This window comes from Pseudocolwellia sp. G5-9 (assembly GCF_055808995.1).
Genome location: NZ_CM147893.1, coordinates 3,013,825 through 3,031,915 on the forward strand (window position 1 = coordinate 3,013,825; position 18,091 = coordinate 3,031,915).

The 18,091-nt window shown below is 37.0% G+C and carries 17 protein-coding genes; 2 read left to right on the forward strand and 15 right to left on the reverse strand.

Annotated features, from left to right (window positions below; all coding sequences use genetic code 11):
* Positions 1 to 2: 2 nt before the first annotated feature.
* The gene (locus tag AC0L5Q_RS12995; RefSeq protein WP_473609160.1) at positions 3 to 920 is read right to left on the reverse strand and encodes a 3-keto-disaccharide hydrolase; all 918 of its coding nucleotides are present in this window, start codon (positions 918 to 920) and stop codon (positions 3 to 5) included.
* Positions 921 to 1,274: 354 nt separating this feature from the next.
* On the opposite strand from AC0L5Q_RS12995, the gene AC0L5Q_RS13000 reads away from it, so the two are divergent.
* Positions 1,275 to 3,377 (forward strand): right-handed parallel beta-helix repeat-containing protein, encoded by a 2,103-nt coding sequence (locus AC0L5Q_RS13000; protein WP_473609162.1) that lies wholly within the window; start codon positions 1,275 to 1,277, stop codon positions 3,375 to 3,377.
* A gap of 84 nt (positions 3,378 to 3,461) precedes the next feature.
* Here AC0L5Q_RS13000 and ubiB read toward each other — a convergent pair whose 3' ends face one another.
* The 3 genes from ubiB to ubiE are packed head-to-tail and all read right to left on the reverse strand — an operon-like array spanning position 3,462 to position 6,467.
* The gene (gene ubiB / locus AC0L5Q_RS13005) at positions 3,462 to 5,033 is read right to left on the reverse strand and encodes a ubiquinone biosynthesis regulatory protein kinase UbiB (RefSeq protein WP_473609166.1); all 1,572 of its coding nucleotides are present in this window, start codon (positions 5,031 to 5,033) and stop codon (positions 3,462 to 3,464) included.
* On the reverse strand, positions 5,026 to 5,700 hold the full coding sequence (locus AC0L5Q_RS13010) for a ubiquinone biosynthesis accessory factor UbiJ (protein ID WP_473609170.1): 675 nt from the start codon (positions 5,698 to 5,700) through the stop codon (positions 5,026 to 5,028). The genes ubiB and AC0L5Q_RS13010 overlap by 8 nt, the downstream gene beginning before the upstream one ends.
* Positions 5,700 to 6,467 (reverse strand): bifunctional demethylmenaquinone methyltransferase/2-methoxy-6-polyprenyl-1,4-benzoquinol methylase UbiE, encoded by a 768-nt coding sequence (gene ubiE / locus AC0L5Q_RS13015; RefSeq protein WP_473609174.1) that lies wholly within the window; start codon positions 6,465 to 6,467, stop codon positions 5,700 to 5,702. Before ubiE ends, AC0L5Q_RS13010 begins: the two co-directional genes overlap by 1 nt.
* A gap of 226 nt (positions 6,468 to 6,693) precedes the next feature.
* Between ubiE and AC0L5Q_RS13020 the strand changes: the two genes are divergently transcribed.
* On the forward strand, positions 6,694 to 6,900 hold the full coding sequence (locus AC0L5Q_RS13020; protein WP_473609178.1) for a hypothetical protein: 207 nt from the start codon (positions 6,694 to 6,696) through the stop codon (positions 6,898 to 6,900).
* 5 nt (positions 6,901 to 6,905) lie between these two features.
* On the opposite strand, the gene AC0L5Q_RS13025 is transcribed toward AC0L5Q_RS13020, so the two are convergent.
* From AC0L5Q_RS13025 to AC0L5Q_RS13075, 11 genes are all read right to left on the reverse strand, one after another.
* Complete coding sequence (locus AC0L5Q_RS13025; protein WP_473609181.1) at positions 6,906 to 7,157, reverse strand: hypothetical protein; 252 nt, start codon at positions 7,155 to 7,157, stop codon at positions 6,906 to 6,908.
* Positions 7,141 to 7,635: a peroxiredoxin gene (locus tag AC0L5Q_RS13030; RefSeq protein ID WP_473618303.1), complete on the reverse strand. Its 495-nt coding sequence runs from the start codon at positions 7,633 to 7,635 to the stop codon at positions 7,141 to 7,143. Before AC0L5Q_RS13030 ends, AC0L5Q_RS13025 begins: the two co-directional genes overlap by 17 nt.
* 49 nt (positions 7,636 to 7,684) lie before the next feature.
* On the reverse strand, positions 7,685 to 9,763 hold the full coding sequence (recG, locus tag AC0L5Q_RS13035) for an ATP-dependent DNA helicase RecG (RefSeq protein ID WP_473618304.1): 2,079 nt from the start codon (positions 9,761 to 9,763) through the stop codon (positions 7,685 to 7,687).
* A 52-nt stretch (positions 9,764 to 9,815) separates the two neighbouring features.
* Positions 9,816 to 10,523: a tRNA (guanosine(18)-2'-O)-methyltransferase TrmH gene (trmH, locus tag AC0L5Q_RS13040; protein WP_473609184.1), complete on the reverse strand. Its 708-nt coding sequence runs from the start codon at positions 10,521 to 10,523 to the stop codon at positions 9,816 to 9,818.
* Between the two features lie 45 nt (positions 10,524 to 10,568).
* Positions 10,569 to 10,958, reverse strand: coding sequence for a RidA family protein (locus AC0L5Q_RS13045; RefSeq protein WP_076417484.1), 390 nt, complete (start codon positions 10,956 to 10,958; stop codon positions 10,569 to 10,571).
* A 50-nt stretch (positions 10,959 to 11,008) separates the two neighbouring features.
* Positions 11,009 to 13,126 carry a bifunctional GTP diphosphokinase/guanosine-3',5'-bis pyrophosphate 3'-pyrophosphohydrolase gene (gene spoT, locus AC0L5Q_RS13050; RefSeq protein ID WP_473609189.1) on the reverse strand — a complete coding sequence of 706 codons (2,118 nt, stop codon included), beginning with the start codon at positions 13,124 to 13,126 and terminating at the stop codon, positions 11,009 to 11,011.
* A gap of 294 nt (positions 13,127 to 13,420) precedes the next feature.
* On the reverse strand, positions 13,421 to 13,699 hold the full coding sequence (gene rpoZ / locus AC0L5Q_RS13055; protein ID WP_077339847.1) for a DNA-directed RNA polymerase subunit omega: 279 nt from the start codon (positions 13,697 to 13,699) through the stop codon (positions 13,421 to 13,423).
* Positions 13,700 to 13,807: 108 nt separating this feature from the next.
* Positions 13,808 to 14,434 carry a guanylate kinase gene (gene gmk / locus AC0L5Q_RS13060; RefSeq protein WP_473609196.1) on the reverse strand — a complete coding sequence of 209 codons (627 nt, stop codon included), beginning with the start codon at positions 14,432 to 14,434 and terminating at the stop codon, positions 13,808 to 13,810.
* Between the two features lie 168 nt (positions 14,435 to 14,602).
* Positions 14,603 to 16,438 carry a putative bifunctional diguanylate cyclase/phosphodiesterase gene (locus AC0L5Q_RS13065; protein ID WP_473609199.1) on the reverse strand — a complete coding sequence of 612 codons (1,836 nt, stop codon included), beginning with the start codon at positions 16,436 to 16,438 and terminating at the stop codon, positions 14,603 to 14,605.
* Positions 16,439 to 16,530: 92 nt separating this feature from the next.
* A complete protein-coding gene (locus AC0L5Q_RS13070; protein ID WP_473609203.1) occupies positions 16,531 to 17,478 on the reverse strand; it encodes a response regulator in 948 nt (315 codons plus the stop codon).
* An 87-nt stretch (positions 17,479 to 17,565) separates the two neighbouring features.
* Entirely contained in the window at positions 17,566 to 18,042 is a 477-nt protein-coding gene (locus AC0L5Q_RS13075; RefSeq protein WP_473609207.1) for a LabA-like NYN domain-containing protein, read from the reverse strand.
* Positions 18,043 to 18,091 lie beyond the last annotated feature (49 nt).

The window sequence follows — 18,091 nt, forward strand, 5'->3', positions numbered from 1 at the left end:
AGCTAATAGATGTATTCCATATACTGTTTTGGTAATGCATCTAAAGCTTTAATTTTAACATCTCGGTAGAACAACTCAGCACCTTCCGATTGTAATTGTAACTGCCCAGAATTTAATACTTCACCCATGGGATCTTTTGAATCTTGAATCGCCATAACCACTTCGCCATTAACGACAAATACAGCGTAATCATTTACCGCAAACAATTCTAATGTATTCCATTCGCCGTGAGCTTTATCAACTTCAGGAAAAGCACTCGCATAGCCCACACTCCCTAATTTACCTTTCACATCGTAAATTGGTCTCTTACCTACTGCTGGTTTACGAGAGCGAATTTTACCTTTTACAGAGCCTTGAGGATTACCTAACGGAATGTAATCGCCTAAGTCACTTTCTTGTACTTGAAATTCTTGACATAACTTCCATGTTTTCCAAAAAGCGCCATGTTCACCTTTACAATGAAATAACAAACCGCTATCGCGAATGGCTTTTTGTCGTGGCGCCCATTTTTTATCACCCCACTTCATTTGAAAGCTTAAATGGTAATTTTTATATTCAGCTTTAGTATTAATACCACCATAAATTTCACCACTAATATGCAAGACAGGCTGACCGTCTTGTTCAATCATGGTAAACACGCCTTTAACATCGTTATTTAAACCTAAAGCGAGGCTAGGATCGCCATGACTTACTTTATCCTCGGTGAATGTACCTTCAGGTAATCCTTTTACAGAAGTATGAGGTACACCAATCCAAACATCCCATTGCGACAGGTTACTATCTAGCAAAGGCTTCCATGTTTGCGTTAACTTTTTTGATTCATTATTTGATTGTTTTTCACTAGTAGATAAAAGACTACAGGCTGATAACAAGGTTACGAGAGTACCAAGAATGACTATTAAACTATTTTTATTTTTCATGGAGTTCATATATAAAATCGTATTTTCATCCTATTCTGCCTTTGATTACGCTAAAAAACAAGTAAGAAAAAGAAAACTCATATAATAAATAAATTATAAAAATCACTTATTATAAAATCATTAAAAAATACGTTAACGCTAACAAATAACAACATAAATAACTCACCTACTGGATTTGTTTTTCATATTTAAATAGTGTAATTTATAAACAGAATTTGAGATGTGATATTTTTTAGCCTTTAAAATAATATTTCTAAAATTATTTTTGTGACTCTACATTGAAAATCATACAACAAATAAAATTCATTAAAAATTTATTCTTTATAAACAAATCCCCCTATTTTTGAGGTTATTATGTATCAATATTTATGTAAAAAGAGGAATATTACAACATCCCTTATTTTATCGACTCTACTCTTTCCATGTTCAATCTATGCTAAAAATATCTATGTTGCTATTGATGGAAACGACAATAATGACGGTTCAATAAACTCGCCTTATTCTACTTTTGAACAAGCGAATGATGTACTTGAAGCCGGTGATAATTTAATTATTAAAGCGGGAACTTACCGTCAAACGTTACGTATAAATAAAAATGGTACTGAACAAAATAGAATAACAGTTAAAGCAGAAGAGGGATCAACAGTTGTAATTAGCGGTACTGAACCTGTTACTGGCTGGTCACAATTTCAAGACGATATATACCAAGCCAATATTACCATGAGTATTGACGAAGAATATCGCCAGCTTTATCACAACAGCAAATTAGTTGATATTGCTCGCTGGCCAAATAATACCGATGGTGATGTATTTACAATTGATGCTGCAGATGTATCAGCTAAAGGTACTGTATCGAGTGTATCTGCGCAAAATATACCTGATACCGACTTAAGTAATGGCTATATTTGGTATCTAGGTGCTCATTCAGGTACAAGTTGGACGAGAAAAATCACGAGTTCTACTGATAATTCTGTTTCTTTTACCGCTATAAATGATGCTGTATGGCCTTTTAACCCTCATGCACCGACCATTCTTCGCCATAATAATTATGGCCGATTCTTTGTTTTTGGAAAGTTAGCGCTATTAGACCACGCTAATGAATGGTTTTATGATCCTGCTCAAACAATGCTTTATTTACAAGCTTCAGATGGTTTAGAGCCCGTAGATAACACCGTAGAAATTTCAGCTCGTGAAAATACTATTATTTTAGATGGTGGATATATTACCGTGGAAGGCATAGAGGCTTTTGGCGGAAATGTTGTTATAAATGGTGCTAATAATACGATTAGGGAAAGTAAAATAACCTATGGATTACAACGTTTAGATGAATTGGATAATACAGACGCCCAAGTAGGTTCTGGCTCTATAACCGTTTATGGTCAGCATACTCGCATTGAAAACAATACGATCGAGCATGGTTCTTTAAATGGTATTTTTGTAGCTGGTTGGGGAGAAAATGGTAAATTCGTTCATATTGAAGGTAATATTATTCGTTATTTTGATACCTTAGGTATTCATGCTAGCCCAATCAGAGTAACAGCTTCAAACGCTACTATTATACGTAATACGTTATCAGATACTGGACGAGATGGCGTATTTTTACCTAGTCAAAATAGTGAGTTTGCCTATAACGATGTTTCCAAAGTAGGGTTAATTAATAATGACGGTGGTGTTTTTTACACCGTGGGAAATAATGATGATAAAAACACACGACTTCATCATAACTGGCTTCATGACTCGGCTGGCCCAGCCTATGCAGACGGACGTACCGCTGGTATTTACTTAGACAACAACAGCAAGGGCTATCAAGTAGATCATAATGTTGTATGGAATGTTACTTGGTCTGGTGTGCAGCTGAATTGGGAAAATAACAATAATAATATTTATCACAATACTTTTATTAATGTTGGTCAAGCTATGGGTGAATGGATAAACGGCCATACAAGAGAAAACAATCGCGTATGGAATAATTATGCTGACATTGGTGAATGGTTAATGGGTAATGCTTATGACTTAGATAGTAACGAAATAACAAGTGATGCGCAGTTAATAGCCCCTGAAAATTCAAACTTTATGCTATTAGACTCATCTATATTAATCGATAAAGCTCGTATTATTGATGGTTTTGATAAAGCTTATGCTGGCCCAAGTCCAGATATTGGAGCATACGAACTAGGTGGTATTAAATGGACTGCCGGTATCAATGCTATATTTGACGATTGTACTGAGTGTTCAAGTAATCCTAACAGCGAACCCGTTATTCAGCCACCAGTGGTAGAACCACCTGTAGTTGAACCTCCAGTCGTCGAACCTCCTGAAGAGCCCGTTGTAGTAGAACCACCAGTAACTCAGCCGATAGAGCAAAGCTCAGATGGTTCATCAGGTGGAAGTTTAGGCCTCTTTAGCTTATTAAGCTTATTCGGTTTATTATTGAGCCGTAGAAGAACAACAATATAACGCTATACAATTAGTATTAATCCCTATAATAGCTATTATAGGGATTTTTATGTCTACATAACCTAACTTTATTAAAAGACAGAACTACAAACTAAAAAAAATAGAAGCACTAATTAATATAGCGCTTAATCCAATAACAATCATAAGCCCTTTATGTTGGCGAGACTGTTGTTCTTTCAATAGTTCTATTAATTGTAAATGCTTATTATGGCTATCTTTTCCTGCGCGTAAATAGTCGTAAACTAAATCAGGAATTTCAGGAAGCTTTTCATTCCAAAAAGGAATGTTTTCTTTAATTTTTGCAAAAACAGCTTTTATGCCCATTTGCTCTTTTACCCAATTTTCTAAAAAGGGTTTTGCGGTTTGCCATAAGTCTAATTGCGGATATAACTGACGGCCTAAACCTTCAATGTACAGTAAGGTTTTTTGTAATAAAACGAGCTGCGGCTGTACTTCCATATTGAATCTACGTGCCGTACTAAATAAGTTTACTAGCACTTGCCCAAACGATATTTCAGCCAAAGGTTTATTAAAAATAGGCTCGCATACCGCTCTAATAGCAAACTCAAATTCATCAACACTGGTATTGCTAGGAACCCAGCCTGAATCTACGTGCAATTGTGCTACTTTTCGGTAATCGCGATTAAAAAAGGCAACAAAGTTTTCAGCTAAATAACGTTTATCTTCTTGGTTCAGTGTACCTACAATCCCGCAATCTATGGCAATCCATGTTGGATCTGCGGGGCTAGTTGCATCAACAAATACATTACCTGGGTGCATATCAGCATGAAAAAAACTGTCGCGAAATACTTGCGTGAAAAACACTTCAACACCGCGCTCAGCCAATAACTTCATATCTACGCCTAATGCGTGTAGCGTTTCAATTTCACCTACACCAATACCGTAAATACGCTCCATAACGAGTACATTTTTACTGCTGTATTCGCTATGAATTTCAGGTACATATAAAACATGGTCTTGTTCACGACCTTGTGAAAAATTATGTTTCAGCTGAATAGCGTTAGCCGCTTCACGATTTAAATCTAATTCATCTAAAATTGTTTTTTTGTATTCTTGTACTACTTCTTTAGGTCGTAGCCTTTTTCCGTCAGACAACCAGCGAGCAACAATACCCGCAAAAAGCGACATGACTTCTATATCAGCAATAATCACTTTTTCAATATCAGGGCGTAATACCTTAATAACGATATTCGTCTTGCCATGCTTTTCAGTATGTAACTTAGCTGTATGCACTTGCGCGATAGAAGCCGAAGCTAGTGGTTCGATATTAAATTCGCTGAAATGTTCGTTAAAAACATCTTCACCCATGGCATCAATTATTAGCTGTTTAGCTTTTTCACCATCAAACGGCACAACTTGATCTTGAAGAAGTGCTAATTCATCAGCAAAGTCGGGCGGAAGTAGATCGCGCCTCGTTGAAAGCATTTGTCCAAATTTAATAAAAACAGGACCTAGCGATTCAATAGCTAATCGAAACCTTAAGGCAACAGGCTTATCTTTATGTTTATTACCTAACCAAAATAAACTCACGCGGGCTAACTTTGCATACCAAGGCAGAGACTTTTTAGGTACGAGCTCGTCTAATCCATATTGCAGAAAAGTTTGAACAATTTTATAAAGGCGTAAGCTACTCACAAGAATCCTTGTTGCTGTTTACTGCAGGTTGTTTGCTGGGGCGATTTAATAGCGCTTTTTCAATGGCTAAAAACCTGTCGTTTACTGTTTCAGTGTGTATTTCTAATTCACTTACTTGTAAATTAAATGCCGCTATTTGGCTACTTGTAACCACTAAACGCTTTTCGTGTACTAACCACTCAGTTGAATCCGCTTGAATTTGCTTAACGGCAAAGCCCAGTTTATCGGCGAGTTTTTTACTTAACTGGGTTAATTTATAGGTTGGTATATCGCCAATGTGTTTGGCTAATTCGCTTTGCCAATCAATGTCTAATGTTTCAGCCATGTTGGCATATTGTTGGGCAATTTTAATGTCGCCAACAATATCTAGCTTGTCTTGTTTTATTAGCTCGGTTAACGATTGCTCGTTTTTTAAAGCCACTAAGGTTTTAACACTGGTATGAATGGCGCAATCAGGGTTTTCTCTTAACGAAGTTACCAATACCTTGCTGTTATTCACAATAAAACTTAACGGGAAGCCCAGCTCAGCCAAATGTACTACTAAGTTTTTTTGCTCTAGCGGATAAAGACTTTGCGTACCATTTAAGCTTAATACTAAAGCCTTATTAATAATAGCTTCAAGCGCTGAGCATAAAAGTTGCTGATGCAAGGTGGTATTGTTTGCCACTAAAACTTATAACCTTTATGCAGAGCTACAACGCCGCCAGTTAAGTTTTTATAAGTAGTTTGTTCAAAGCCCGCGTTATCCATCATTTCTTTTAATGTATCTTGGTCAGGATGCATACGAATAGACTCAGCTAAATACTGATAGCTATCACCGTCTTTAGCCACTAGCTCGCCCATTTTAGGTAAAATGTTAAACGAGTAAAAATCGTAGGCTTTACTAACAAGCTCTTGCTCTGGTTTTGAAAACTCTAATACCAATAAACGACCACCGGGTTTAAGTACGCGATACATAGAGCGTAATGCTTCGTCTTTATCAGTTACGTTACGTAAACCAAATGCAATAGTAATAATATCGAAGGTGTTGTCTTCAAAAGGTAGGTGTTGCGCGTTAGCTTGTACGTATTCAATGTTTTGTACTAAACCACGGTCACGTAATTTATCACGACCTACATTCAGCATTGAACTGTTGATATCAGCTAAAATAACTTGCCCATCTTTACCTACAAGTTGAGAGAATTTCGCTGTTAAGTCACCCGTACCACCAGCTAAATCAAGCACCTTGTTACCGGGGCGTACACCGCTGGCATCAATAGTAAATCGTTTCCATAATCGATGAATACCAAACGACATTAAATCGTTCATTACATCGTATTGTGCCGCCACAGAATGAAATACTCCGGCAACTTTAGATTCTTTCTCGCTTTTATCTACCGTTTGGTAACCAAAGTGAGTGCTGTTTTCTTGATTGTCTTGATCTTGAGGTGACATCTTAAATTCGCTTGTAGCAATAATTAGCCTTAGTTTAACTCACTTTGACTGAATTATTAATAGTAAGTTAACTACTTATTAAACCGAACTCAGGTTAGTTAAGTCATACCAAACACAATAGAATAAGTTTATCTATCTATTGAACCTTCATGATTTTCAGTAATCGTATTAATCATGGCTTGGTTTACGATTTGTTTACAACAACTATTTAATACAAGGACTACAAATGATACAAAAAATACTATGGATAAGCTTACCAATAGTGTTATCCGCTTGTTCTTCTCAACAACTTTACCAACATACACAAAAACAAGTAGAAATTAATTGTAATCACAAAGTAGGTGTTGAAAGAGAACAGTGTCTAGAAACAATCAACACAAAATCATACAAAGAATACGAAGCTGAGCGACAAGAGATAATTAACGGAAAGTAAATGAGTTACTTAACACTCACTTTCCCACCAATAATCTTAAAAGCGGGAACACCACGAATCAGTGTTTCTCGAGCAAAGGTGCTATCACATGAAGGGCAAATACAGCTTTCGTTGGTAAAATCTTGAGTAATACGTTCTTTAAAACATTTGAGCAAAGTACCTGTACCACCTTTACGATATTTATAAAGCTGACTACGGCACTTTGCACAATAAACATTAACAGTTTTTGTGGGGCCTTTTTTATTCGGCTTGGCCACTTTTCTCTACATTCAATTCTGCTAATGTTGCAGCCATATCTTCTGCTGCTGTGGCTGGTTTTATATCTTCGTCTATTTTTAAAATAGTGCCGTCTTTTCCAATATAAAAAGTAATGCGTTTTGCAAAACCTAGCATGTGTAACACATCGTAAGCTTCTGCAACCTCTTTAGTAGGATCACTTAGCATAGGAAAGTCGGCATTGGTTTTTTTAGCGAAGTCTCGGTTTGCATCTAATTCGTCAACACTTGCCATAAAGTATTCAGCGTTAAATGCTCTAACTAAATGCCCTTTTTCTACTAACGATTTACATTCAATAGTACAGCCGTGTGTATTTGCTCTTGGATACCAAGCTAATACTACATTGGTTTTACCCAAAAAATCTTTTAGATTATAAAAGTCGCCCGTTGTGGCTTGTAGGTTAAAGTTAGGTGCTTTATCACCCACTTTTAAGCTAGTTGCAGAGGCATTAAAAGTCATTGCACTAACAATAATGCCACTGAGTAGCGCTACTGTTTTGATTATATTTTTAAGCATTTGAGTATTTTTCCTTGTTAGCTAACCATCGGTTGATAAGTAAGACCGCTTGTTGCGGATATTTGTTCCATAATAAATACGCCTGTTGCTGAACGGTAGGAATAAGATGAGCATCCCTCACTAAATCCGCTATTTTTAATTCAGCTAAGCCTGTTTGTCGTGTTCCTAATAATTCACCTGGGCCACGTATTTGTAAATCTTTTTCGGCAATAACAAAACCATCGTTACTTTCTCGTAATACGGCTAAACGTTTTGTTGCGGTTTTAGACAAGGGAGTTTTGTACATTAACACACAATGTGAAGCTACAGCACCACGACCCACTCGGCCCCGTAGTTGATGTAGTTGAGCCAAACCTAAACGTTCAGGGTTTTCGATCACCATTAAACTTGAATTTGGTACATCTACACCCACCTCGATTACAGTGGTTGCCACTAACAAATGAAGTTCGCCCTGTTTAAACTGGTCCATTATTTCTTGCTTTTCAGCGGCTTTCATTCGCCCATGTACTAAGCCTATTTTTAATTCTGGTAGTTGTTCTTGTAAATACACAGCGGTGTCTTCAGCCGCTTGGCATTGCAGTACTTCAGATTCTTCAATAAGTGTACATACCCAATAAGCTTGACGGTTATCTTGAGTACAACCTTCTCGAATACGATCTATCACGGCATCTCGTCGGGAATCAGGTAAGGCAATGGTTGTAATAGGTGTTCTACCCGGTGGTAACTCGTCAATAACAGAAGTATCGAGATCAGCGTAAGCAGTCATCGCTAAGGTTCTAGGAATAGGGGTTGCCGTCATAATAAGCTGGTGCGGATATTTGTTATCAAACGCGCCTTTTTCTCGTAATGTTAAACGCTGATGAACACCAAATTTATGTTGTTCATCAATGATAATTAACACGAGATTTTTAAAAACAACGTCTTCTTGAAATAATGCATGGGTACCAATAACCAGCTGCATATTACCATTGGCCATGTTTTCTAATGCCAATCTACGGGCTTTTGCCTTGGTTTTACCCGCTAACCAACCGACTGAAATATTAAGTGGCGTAAACCATTTTTCGAAGTTAATGGCGTGTTGCTCTGCTAGTATTTCGGTAGGCGCCATTAAGGCAACCTGAAAGCCTTCACCTAGCGCGGTAAGTGCTGCTAAAGCGGCAACTAAGGTTTTACCTGATCCAACATCACCCTGTACTAAACGCATCATAGGCGTGCTATTGGCTAAGTCTGTACGTATTTCGTTTGCCACACGTGTTTGTGCATTTGTGGGTTCGAACGGTAAGCTCGCGAGAAATTGTTGATTTAGGCTTTCGTTTACGGTTAAAGGAAAAGCATTTTCTTTATCTACCGACTGCCTTAATTTAAGCATACTTAAATTATGGGCGATAAGTTCTTCTTTAATTAAGCGTATTTGTGCCGGATGTTTGCCTTCTTCAATTTGTGAAATAGACGTATCTGGTGGTGGTCGATGTAGTGTTTTTAACGCTTCAGTTAAGGTGTATGACGAATCAATAAATTCTGCTGGTAACAGTTCTTCCACTTGGCCGCGTTCTAATCGTATTAACGCTTGTTCGGTTAAATTACGCAACGATATTTGCCTTAAACCATCAGTAGTTGAATAAACCGGCGTTAGTGTTTCTTCAACGGGGGTAAGTTCTACATCGTTATCAAGTGGTTTATATTCAGGGTGAACTATTTCAAAACTGCGCGCGCCTCGACTAATTTCACCATAGCAACGAATGCTTGTACCAATGGCTAAACTGTTTTTTTGATTCGCTGTGAAATGGAAAAAGCGTAAGTTAATAACGCCTGTACCATCGCTCAACGTAACCATGAGCATACGGCGTTTGCCTTGAACGATTTGATTATCGGTTATTTCACCAATGATGTTGGTATGTGTACCCACCATAAGATCACGTATTGTAGTGATACGTGTCCGGTCTTCATAACGAAGAGGTAAATGAAATAATAAATCTTGAAGTGATTCGAGACCAAGCTTTTCTAGTTTAGACGCTAAACCTGGCCCCACACCTTTTAATACAGTGATAGGCGTTTGCGCTAAATTACTAATACCCAGCCGAGCTTGAGTCATAAACTAGCGTCCTGATGCAGGTGTATCCATGTTAATCGTCGATGTTTTGCCATGCGTCTTTTGTCATTTGCATTTTTTGCCACCAATCTTCAGAAGCGACTATTTGCCCTTCTTCGTCTATTTGTGGATAAGGTAAACCTTTACGTTTACAGGCTTCAGCAAAAATAGGATGTCCGCCTTCAAATAAAACACGTTGACGGCGCTCTTCAGATAATCGAGGCTTATCGTAAAGGCCTGCTAACTGGCGTTGACGTTGAGCTTCATACAAAACAACCGCATTGGCTACTGAAACGTTAAGCGATTGCACCATGCCTACCATAGGAATAACAATATCTTGGTCAGCGAGTTCTAACGCTTCTGGTGAAGCACCGAACTTCTCTTGACCTAAAATAATAGCCGTTGGCTTAGTATAATCAACGTCGCGGTAGTCTACCGCCGTGTCTGATAAGTTAGTAACTAACACTTGCATGTTTTGTCGTTTTAGCTCAGCAATCGCATCTTTGGTGTTTTTATGTCCGTGAACATCAACCCAGTTTTGACTACCTACAGCACTACCACCTGAAACACGCATTTTATCGCTTTTCCAAACAGCGTGAACATCGCTTATCCCAATAGCATCAGCGGTTCTTACCACTGCAGCTAAGTTATGGGTTTTATGTACGCCTTCCATACATACTGTTAGGTCGGGCTGCCTTTTATCTAACAAGGCTAAAATGCGTTGGTGTCTTTCTGGTGTCATGCTAATACTGGCTCAAAAGGTAAATTTAAGGTTCACTACGTTTGCTTATCGAGTGCTTGGTAATTCCATAATACCATCTATTTCTATTTCTACGTCTTTAGGTAACCTTGCTACCTGTACAGCTGCGCGTGCGGGATATGGGGCGTCGAAATATTCGCTCATTACTTCATTTACTACAGCAAAGTTTTCTAAATCTTGTAAGAAGATATTTACTTTAACCATGTCGTTTAAGTCGCCACCTGCTGCTTCACATACGCTTACTAGGTTTTTAAATACTTGATGTGCTTGCTCTGCAAAGCCGCCTTCAACTACGGTCATCGTTGCAGGTACTAGAGGAATTTGACCTGAAAGATATACGGTATTGTTTACTTTTACAGCTTGGCTGTATGTACCGATAGCACTTGGTGCTGCGTCTGTAGCGATAATTGTTTTCATAAGTTAATACTCTGTTTATTTCTTTGTTTAATATGTAATGAATGGGATATTTATTTGTTACGGATAACGCGTTGTACATCAACCATAACTTTTATTTTACGGATAATATCTGCGAGGTGTATTCGATCTCGACAGGTTATTTCCATGTCGATAGCATAAACGCCAGGTTCTTTTTCACCTGAGTTTAATGAATGTACATTTGAACCACGGCGCGCAATAACATTAGTTAATGCGGCTAGGGCGCCTTGATGATTGATAATTTCGATACGTAGTTTAGCAATAAAATCACGGTCTATTTCTGTATCCCATCTTACGGGGAATAAGCTTTTTTGCCCATGACCTTTAATATTACGGCATCCTTGTTGATGAATAATCAATCCTTTACCTGGACTTAAATACGCTAAAATACCATCGCCAGGAATAGGGCGACAACACTTACCGTAAGTAACTACCATGCCTTCTGTACCTTTTATCGGCATTTTAGTTTTTGTGGGCGCATTATTAGCACCATTTAATTCGTTTTCTTCTGTGAATTCATCGGTTAAGCGGCGGGCAATCACAATACTTAGCGAGTTACCTAAACCTATACTAACAAGTAATTCTTTAAAGGTTTCATAGCCACTTTCTTTAATAACTTGCTGAACTTTTTCTTCGGCAATATCTAATAACTTGGTTTTTCCTAAAGCATGGCTAAGTAATCTCAGGCCTAGCGTTTCTGAATCGCTTTGTTCTCTTGAGCGTAAATAAGCTCTAATTTGTAAACGTGCTTTAGAGGTAACAACAAAATTTAACCAAGTGGCATTTGGTCTGGCGGCTTGCGAGGTGATAACTTCAATGGTTTGGCCTGAATCAATAGGCTGACTTAATGGGTGAGGTTTACGGTCAACTTTTACACCTACACATGAATTACCCACATCGGTATGAACCGCATACGCAAAATCGACAGGGGTTGCTCCCATGGGGAGCTCGATAATACGCCCATCAGGAGTAAAAACATAAATTTCTTCAGGAAATAAATCTGATTTTACGTTTTCGATAAACTCAAATGAAGTACCTGCACTTTGCTGCAATTCAATTAAGCTTTGCATCCAACGTCGCGCTTTCATTTGCGCTGTAGTGCCCGTATCGTCGCCCGCTTGTTTGTATAACCAATGTGCTGCCACGCCTTTATCCGCCATTTGGTCCATGTCGCGGGTACGTATTTGAATTTCAACAGGAATACCATGAGGACCAATTAATGCGGTATGTAACGACTGATAACCGTTAGTTTTAGGAATAGCAATATAGTCTTTGAAGCGAGATTCTACCGGCTTAAATAAGTTATGTACTGCGCCTAATGCGCGATAACAATCATCTATTTTATCTTCAACGATAATTCGAAATGCGTAAACATCCATCACTTCGTTAAAAGATAACTCTTTGTTTAACATTTTTTGATAAATAGAATATAAGTGCTTTTCACGACCTTGCACTTCGGCTTTAATACCACTTTCTTCAAGTCTTGAAGCTATTTCTTTGAGAATATTATTGATAATTTCTTTACGATTACCACGTGCTTGCTTAACTGCTGATTTAAGCGCTCTTGAACGCATAGGGTATAAAGCTTCAAACCCTAAAGTTTCTAATTCGTTCTTAATGTCGTGAATACCCAAGCGGTTCGCTATTGGGGCGTATATTTCCAATGTTTCACGGGCGATGCGTCGACGTTTATCAGGTCTAAGTGACTCTAAAGTACGCATATTGTGAGTACGATCGGCTAATTTAATGAGAATTACGCGAATATCTTGCACCATAGCAAGGATCATTTTACGGAAGTTTTCCGCTTGCATTTGTTCTTTATTATCAAATTTTAGCTTATCTAATTTACTCACACCTTCAACTAACTCGGCAACCGTGTCGCCAAATAAATCAGCAAGTTCTTTTTTAGTGGTGCTGGTGTCTTCAATAACATCGTGCAATAACGCAGCCATGAGGGTTTCATGGTCTAAATTCATTTTAGCTAAATTAATCGCTACGGCGACAGGATGTGTAATGTAAGGTTCGCCACTTGAACGCATTTGTCCTTCATGTGCTTCTCGAGCAACAATATAAGCTTGTTTAAGCAAGTCTATTTGTACTTTCGACAAATAACTTGAGACAAGATCTTTTAATGGTTCAAAAAGATACACTCACAACACCTTAAAAAATAATACCAACCAAACTAAGTTGTTTGATAGAAATAATCTGAATAACAATACAAGTAAAACAAAGAACAACACATTTGAATATATAAAATAAGTTAAATTAACTTAAGAAGTGATGATACATTTTGCTTTACAGCTAATAAAATAAGAATACGTTGAATTACTAACAATGCCAACGTTTTACTTGATGAATGCTAAAAATTAAGCATTAAAAAACGCGTAATCATTGCAAACAATTTATTACGCGTTTTTGGGTGGCTTACCTTCACTATGTGAAAGCTACTGGTTATGACCACCTACAATTGCAGCTACTGCCGCTAGTTCAGCAGATTCTTGTTGTATTTGCTCGTGGTGATCTGAATGGTCCATTACTTCAGTAGTAATTAAACCCGCTTCAATTTCACGTAAAGCTAATACTGTTGGTTTATCATTTTCTCTATCAACCAAAGGTTCTTTACCGCCAGTTGCAATTTGACGAGCACGACGAGATGCAATAAGCACCAAGTCAAAACGATTACCGACTTTATCTACGGCATCTTCAACAGTTACGCGAGCCATTTGGTCACTCCAGCATTTAAAATTTCAAAAAATAGTCGGGTAGTTTACTCGATCATACGCCCACTACGCAAGCAACTTGGCGTGATTTAATCATTAAAAATAAATTAATTAATCTGATAGTAAATCATCAAAAAGCGTTTGATGAGTGATCACTTGTTGGCTACGTTTTAAGCGTTGGTTATTTACAATCGTTGTTAAGTCAACTACCGCCTGATCAAAATCATCGTTAACAATGATGTAATCAAACTCTTGATAATGTGAACATTCAGATTGCGCTTGTGCCATACGCTCGTTAATAACCTCTTGGCTATCTTGACCTCGACCTTGTAAACGCTTTTCTAATTCGCTTTTAGAAGGAGGACAAATAAAAATAGTGGTAACACTCGGCTTTTTCATTCGAACTTGTTGCGCGCCTTGCCAGTCGATATCGAGTAAAACATCAATACCTTTTGCCAGTTGTTCATCAATAGCTGCTTCGGACGTACCATAGTAATTACCAAAGACTTCAGCATGTTCATAAAATGCTTTTTTCTCAATTAACTTTTCAAACTCGACTTTAGAAACAAAATGATAATGCTGACCGTTCTCTTCACCAGGGCGAGCATTACGCGTAGTGTGCGATACAGAAACTTGCATTTCTCTTGTTGAATCTTGTTTAAGTAGTGCTTTGATTAAGCTTGATTTTCCTGCCCCACTTGGCGCAGATAGAATGAATAAATTACCCGGAGTAGTCACATGACACCTTACTAATATGAGTGATAGCACCTGAAAACGACACTATTTTTATGGCGTGATTATAGCGAGGAATTGTCTATTTTCCCATACGAATTACGAGTAACCTTCAATTTTATTGAGGATAAAAAAGAGTAAACAGCCTGTTTATAAAAATGTTAGGAAATCCTGTTATCTAGCTAACGCGACCTTAAATCCTTGTTGATTATGGTATAGCTCTTCTTTAAATACTTCCCAATCTAGAGGTTTAGATAATAAGTAACCTTGGTACTGAGAACAATTAAGTTTTTTAAGGTACTCAAGCTGATAAGGCTCTTCTACACCTTCAGCAATAACATTCAACTTATACAATTTAGCGAGCGATAAAATAACATCTATCATTAACCCTTCATTGTTATAGTTTGGATCAATTGCCCAAATAAAGCTTCTATCTATTTTAAGGGTATCTACTGGGAAATGCTGTAGCTGATTAAATGCGGTATAACCTGTACCAAAGTCATCTAAAGACAATTTGTAGCCCATTTTTTTAATACGTTGTAATAGCTTAATACTTTTATAACCGTGATCAACCAAACTTGTTTCTGTAATCTCAAATTCAATCATTGCTGGTGGAATATCATATTGCTTTGCTAGCGCTTCTATTTTATTTGGCAGCTCTTCATTTTTAAGCTCTAAAGATGAGATGTTAATCGCTAACAAAAATGGTCTAAGAGTAAGTTCCGGAATTAGTTTTTCCATGTACTGAAAACATGATTCGATTACAAACAGGTCAACTTCCGCCACTAAACCATATTCTTCCGCTATTCTTATGTATGCTTCAGGTCCAATGCTAGAAAGTAAAGGATGATGACTTCTAATAAGAGCTTCTGCACCTACAATTTGTGTAGCTGTTGAATCATAAATAGGCATGAAATTTAGATAAAACAACTTTTGAGCTAATGATTCTTTAATCGCTAGAGACACATCATTTTTATGACTAACTTTATCGGCTATAAATTGATTAAAATAACCGACTCTATTTTTCCCTTGTTTTTTCGCTTCAAACATTGCGATATCAGCATAGTTTAATAATGTATCAGGTGTCATCAGATAATCTTGCGTTGAAGCAACGCCTATACTTACTTGAGTATCTACTTTAACGTCATCAATAACAATCGGGGCTTTAAATTCATTTAGCAGCTTATCAGCAAATAATCGTACTTCAGATTCTAGTGCTATTCCTGAAATAATAACGACAAATTCATCTCCAGCTAGTCGCCCCACTTTTCCTTGCAAAATAAAAAAATCATCGGTAATAGCATGAGTAACAGATAAAAGTTTTTTACTGATAGAGATTAATAATTTATCTCCTATACCATGCCCATAATTGTCATTAACACGTTTAAAATCATCTATATCAATAAAATACAGAGCTAATAAAGCATGTTCATCAACATTTTTTAATTGCTGCTGTAACCATGAATTTATATTACGTCGATTATATATCCCCGTAAGATAATCAACATTAGCTTCTAGCGTGAGTGCTTGTCTATGACGTGTAATTGTATTCGCATATAGATAAGACATGATGATAGTCATGATCAACGGAAACGCTACCCGCGCAACAACATCGACCTCCATGGAATGCGAAGAGGCAAGTATGACTAAAACGGCAAGAATTGAGCTAGTTATTAGAGCAAATTTTACCGAGTAATTAAAAAATATTCCTATAATGAAAGGGAAAGCAAAGAAAAGACCTTTAATCCCCAAAAAGTAACAAGCATAAACAATAAAGAAAGAAATACTGAGAACCAAAGCATCAAGCTGCCAAGTTATTTTTCTTCTCAAGTGATTTTGAAATAAAAGAAACGCCGTTAAAATCACATTTACAAGAGAAATAAGGCCGATATCAAACATGCCATAACGTAAATGGTACACAGCATAAAAAGTGAAAGGACATAGGCCAAGCAATAAAAAGACAGATAAAAGTCTTGGTTTAATATAATGACCTGTATTTTTCTCTATCATATCTCGCTACTTCAATTTCCCGAGTTTATACGTATAGCTGATGTCCTTTACTTTAAGAATGGTATCCTTTAAACAATGTAAGTTGTTTGAAATTAAGCAATCTTTAAATAATTTTTAATAATATCAGCACCATTACTTGCCTGAATAGGTTTAAAAATAAAGCCTGATATTCCATAGCCTGCACATTCATCAATGAGTGTTTTATCAGTAACTGAAGATAACATCACAATAGGTACATCAAATCCGGCACTACGAATGTTTTGTAAAGCTTGATTACCATTTACTTCATTCATAACGACATCCATAAACATAAAATCAGGATTCTGCTCTTTAACCATAGTTAAGGCTGTTGAACCGTCATCAGCTTCAATCACATTATTATAGCCTAGCTTACCTAATATATTTTTCAAGGCTTTACGGATCATTGAACTATCATCAACCAGTAATATTTTTGCATCAGTAGGTAAATCTTTAGTATGCGGGTTAGCTACACCTGTGCTTTCTTCACGTTTAACACCTGCCGATTGATAAGTAACACTACGAACAAGTAAATTAAAATAATAACGACCAACACCTTCAACCGTAATAGGCACAGTAACCACTTCTTTAACACCTTCTAAATACTTAGACATATCATTAACATCGTTAACAAAATAAGGGCTAGAAAAGTTATATTCTAAGTTATAGCGGCTATGTAAATCTGTGGCACGGCCTACAATGGTATTTCCCCACTCGGCAAGTGCGTTACTTAACTCTTCGTTAATTTCTGTAAACTCATATTTTTCATTCAACATGTGTTCACAAACTGAATTACCAATAGCGACTGCCGTTTCTGGATAATGGTGCATCATAATAACGCCATCAAGATTGCCAGTTACATTTGAACAAACCGCGTAACCTTTAAAGCGAAAGTCATCAACATTGTCCATAAAGGTATCACCAGAAGAACCAGCTAAATTAGTCATAGCTTTTAAGCTAGCAATAGATTCTGTAATAAATGGGTATAAAATGACTTTATAAATTGTATCAACTGACGACATCTAATATTCTCTCTTTTGTTATTATTCATAGTTAGAATATTACAAATTACTAGAGGAATTAATCGTTTGCAAGACAATAATTTTGAGTTATTTTTGTAATAGGCTTTCACTAATTTCATAAAAAGAGGTTGCTGCATTAATTAGCGAATTTGCTGTCAAAGTAGGCACACCATAAACTTGAGTTTCTACCTGATACGTTTTGGCGACTTCATTTAACAACATATCAAAGTCTCCATCCCCAGAAAGTAAAACAACAGTATCCACTTCTGCTGCTATTTTCATTACATCTATTGTAATACCAACATCCCAATCACCTTTAGCAGAGCCGTCACTGCGTTGAATATAGGGTTTAAGCTTTACATTAAAGCCAATATGTTTAAGTGCCTTTTGAAATTTATGTTGCTGATCGTCACTGCGTTGAATGGCATAAGCATTGGCAACGACAATATCCCCCTGATAACTTAATTGTTCCCAAAACTTTCTATAATTAAACTGACGCTGGTAAGCATCTCTCGTGGTGTAATAAATATTTTGCACATCTACAAAAACTGCAATTTTTTTCATGTAGGATCCATTTAATGAAAATAAAATGATTAATACCAAGCGGTTTAAT